Origin of the sequence: Spiroplasma sp. Moj (assembly GCF_016082285.1) — a bacterium.
Classification (GTDB): Bacteria; Bacillota_I; Bacilli_A; order Mycoplasmatales; family Mycoplasmataceae; genus Spiroplasma; species Spiroplasma phoeniceum.
In genome coordinates, this window is record NZ_MQTY02000083.1 from 1 (window position 1) to 4,046 (window position 4,046).

General features: G+C 22.7%; 2 protein-coding genes. Both read left to right on the top strand.

What is annotated here, in order from left to right; genetic code table 4:
• Nucleotides 1–338: 338 nt before the first annotated feature.
• Complete coding sequence (locus BST80_RS04165) at nt 339–1,145, top strand: hypothetical protein (RefSeq protein ID WP_415746100.1); 807 nt, start codon at nt 339–341, stop codon at nt 1,143–1,145.
• A 72-nt stretch (nt 1,146–1,217) separates the two neighbouring features.
• Nucleotides 1,218–2,855, top strand: a complete 1,638-nt coding sequence (locus BST80_RS04170; protein ID WP_415746101.1) for a hypothetical protein — start codon at nt 1,218–1,220, stop codon at nt 2,853–2,855.
• Nucleotides 2,856–4,046: the final 1,191 nt, after the last annotated feature.

Below are 4,046 nucleotides of genomic sequence, written 5' to 3' on the forward strand. Positions count from 1 at the left end.
TAATTTCTATTTTAAATATATTTTATAGGAATTTTAAAATAACTAGGTTATGCAAGAAGTCTAATGTGTAAACAACTTAAAGAGGGTATCAAAAAGTTGTTATAGTTTTTTTGTAAATATTTAAGATACTGTCCTTTCTCTGAATCAATTAATAATTTTGGTTTTACAAATAAAAAAACCATTTTAGTAAATGGTTTAATTTATTATTCTTATTCAATTTCTGAGTTTTTTCAAAACCCCAATTTTTTACATGCGACCAACATTGCATTTTTGACAATAAATCTATATAATATTTGCAAATAAGGTAAAATAATTCTTTAAAGGTAAGGTGTAGTAAAATGAACAGGCTATTTAAAATTAATTATATTGATTGACCATTAATATTATTTATTGCTAAGGTATTAGTCTTTTTTATTGTTGTTTATTTTGCTTCATATCTTACAAATCTTACTGTTTTAAAGAAAAAAACAAAACAAAGTTTAACAATTATCTTTTTAGTTGGAATTCAAACTAGTTTTTATTTTTTACTAATGGATACAACGAATTTATTGGTTCTTCGTAATCTCCTTTCCTTAACAGTTTGCTTAATTAGTTTATGAATCTTAATTGGGAAACAATTGCTTTCTAATTATTATAATGATTCAATTATTTGTCTTTTTTCAATTATATTTAAAGTTAGTTTAATAACAATATTTGCAATTCATAAAGCTAGCATCAAAGGCTCAGACAATATGGTTATTCTTATTTTTCTAGTTTTTATTTCATTTATTGCAACAATATATTTTTTTAAACAATATTGAACAAAATATTTAAAAATTGTCTTAATTAATAAAGTTTTAGCTTATATCAATACATTTAAGCCATTTCATCGTGTTTTAAATGAAAATAATATTTCTCTTGTATTATTTTCACAAAATGTTTTTGTTTTAATTTCCCTTGCTTTTTCTGTTAATAGTACAATTATGTTTAAAAAACTTTCATTAATTTTAAAACAACAAAATATTAGGGAAAATTTTAGTTTCATTAATTTATGCGAATTAGATAATGCTATTAAGTCTTTGCAAATGCATATGCTAGTAAATAAACGTAGTGAAAAGGAATTAAAAATTATTGTAAATAGTTATCAACGAGAGTGTTTAAATTAGTATAGTCTTCTAAATGTTATTTTTAATTAAATAAAATTTTACAAGTTAAAAAATAAAAAGGAGATATAAATAATGAAAAAAATTTTAGTTATATTAAGTAGTGTTATTTTAACAAGTTCACCTGTTTTTGGCTTGAGTGGATGTGCACCTACCCCTGCTGGACACCCTGATATTGATACAACAAGTGGGGCAGATAATGATAACAATGGGGGAAGTAGTGTTGATTATGAAAAAAATCGAATTATTAAACGATTAACTAGTTTTAGTGAATTGTCACCTCTTGTTGTTGATAGTGATGAATACCAAAATGTTAACAATGATGCTGTTTTCAGCATTTTAGAAAGTAAATTTAAAGAATTTAGTGATGATTTAATGCTAACACAAACAAATTTTACGCCTATTGAAATTGCAGAAGATGGAACTGCTCATTATGGAGAATTAACAGTTGTTGCTGATTATAAAGATAAAGAATTAACTAATCCAAAAACAAAAGATTCAAATTTTTTAATTCCTGTTGCTACTAATAATTTAAAATGAACAAATGATACAGTTCAAAAATTAAATAAAAGTATGACGATGGTTTTAACTAAAATGAATCTTCCCTTTCAAGGCACTACCTTAGCAATTGGCAAGATTTTATCGTTGGTTACAACGTTTCATCTTTTTTATAATTTGCCAAAAGTTATTCCAACTTCATTTAATGCGGATGATGAAAATTGAAAAAAATGAGAAGCCTTTGTTAATAATGAATTAATGAATTTACCACTTGCTGATGAAATGCTTAAAAATGGTGAAATTAATGAAACAATAAAGAAAGATCTTTTGTTAGGTATTACTGCAGAAATAAAAATTAAAGCAAAATATCTTAATATTTTAAATAGTTTAGTACCAGATATTATTCATTTCCGTAATTTTGTTCTTGAGAAACGTGAACAACAAAAATCACAAAATTTGATCTTATTACTATTACAATATTTATTTGAAAAACCACGAGAAATTAACAATGATGGGTTTTTAGATGTTAATAAAAATATTCAAAGTACTAAAAATAAAAAAGAGAACCTTCAATTTAGTACTAATTTAGAACATATTTTACATAATTTGTTAGAAGGATGAAAAAGCAAAAGTGGTGAATGGTCAGCTAATAGAACTCCAATTTCAATTGTAGTAAAAGTTGATTGATGAATATCAACTACAACGATTAATATTAAATATGAAAAAATTCCGGCAAGTTGATGACAATTAACATATGGGACAGATGGACTTATTGATATTCTTTCTATTGATAAAATTAAATTATTTATTAACCAATTATTTAATTACAATTTAACAACTGATTTATCAATAAAAGTAAAACTTACTAAGAAGCGAGATTTTAATTTTTCAATTTCACTTAATGGACAAATTAAAAAACTTATACCATCAATATTAAAAATTAGTGGACATAGTAGTGATGCAATTGATAATACTGCTGTAGAATTAGTTAGTGGATTAGTTCAAATTGAATATCAGGATGAAAAAGGAGGGGCATGAAAAACAGCTACTGAAATTACTGATTTAGCATCAGCACTAGAAATGCGAATTAATATTAATAATATTAAGTTTAAAGTTAAATCAATTAATGATCCGATGATTTTACTTGAAACAACTAATCCGGATTTACATCTAATATTTATTCCAGATATTGATTCTAAAATTTTGGGGAAATAGCTATTTTTAAAAAATAAAATAGGAAAAGAATACTTTAATTATTAATTAACAGAAGTATTCTTTTTATTTTAAGAAATTATTGAATTAATTTAATGTAATAACATTTTATTGTTTGTGAGGTACCATATACATTTTAGACCAGTTACAGTTAGTCTTTTAAAAATTTTAACACAGCTTCAGTTGGTGTTAAAAAATTTAAAATTATTACAGAAAAATATCGTAATCATAGAAAACGATTTAGTTTAAGATTTAATTTAATTGCTTCAATTTATAATTTGCAATTATTAATTATAGATAGCATAGAAGATGTATTTAAAATTAAATAATTTAAATAAAAAAGTCATTTTTCGTTGTAGGAAAATATTAAATTTTTAAATAAAAGACATAATTAATTAAAATTATAATTTGCTATTAGTATCTTTTTAAAAATATTTACAATTATTTTAATAGGTTATGCAATAAGTCTAATAGATAAATTTCATCTTACAAGTAGATTTAAAAAACTATATCCGTTTCAAAGTAAAAACAAAGAAAATAGAGAANCATATCATAANGCNGTTGATNATTTTTNTAATGGTAAATATGANGAATTATTACAGNGTTTAGAAGATAGTAAATNTTTTATAAGNGATTCTAAATTAGATTTTTTGAATAAAACTATTAGATTAATTAAAAATAATGAAGAAGGTGTCANAAATCAAACACTATGAAATAATATTGGTTGTGATATTGAAGGTGATATTTCTCATTATTGAAAAGGCACGATGATTAAAAAAGCNATTTATAGTGAAAAAACTATTAGAAATAAATTAAATGCTAGTATGATGGGATTAAAAAATAAAATTGATTTATTTAATAGTAATGAACAAATGCTAGAAGAAAATAAATTTAATTATTCAGTTAATAATTTTGTAAATAATAATTTACAAAAAAATTTATATTTTTATTAGTTTTATCTAAGAAATTAAATAATTTTAATAAAAATGTATTTTTTGTTGTGGAAAAATTTAAAAAAATAGAAAAATGTGAGGTACCATATACATTTTAGACCAGTTAGTCTTTTAAAAATTTTAACACNNNCTNNAGNTGTGTTAAAATTTTTAAAAGACTAACTGGTCTAAAATGTATATGGTACCTCACAATNAAGGTTNTATCAAAAATACCAAAAACAATTAAAACAGAAGATGGAGA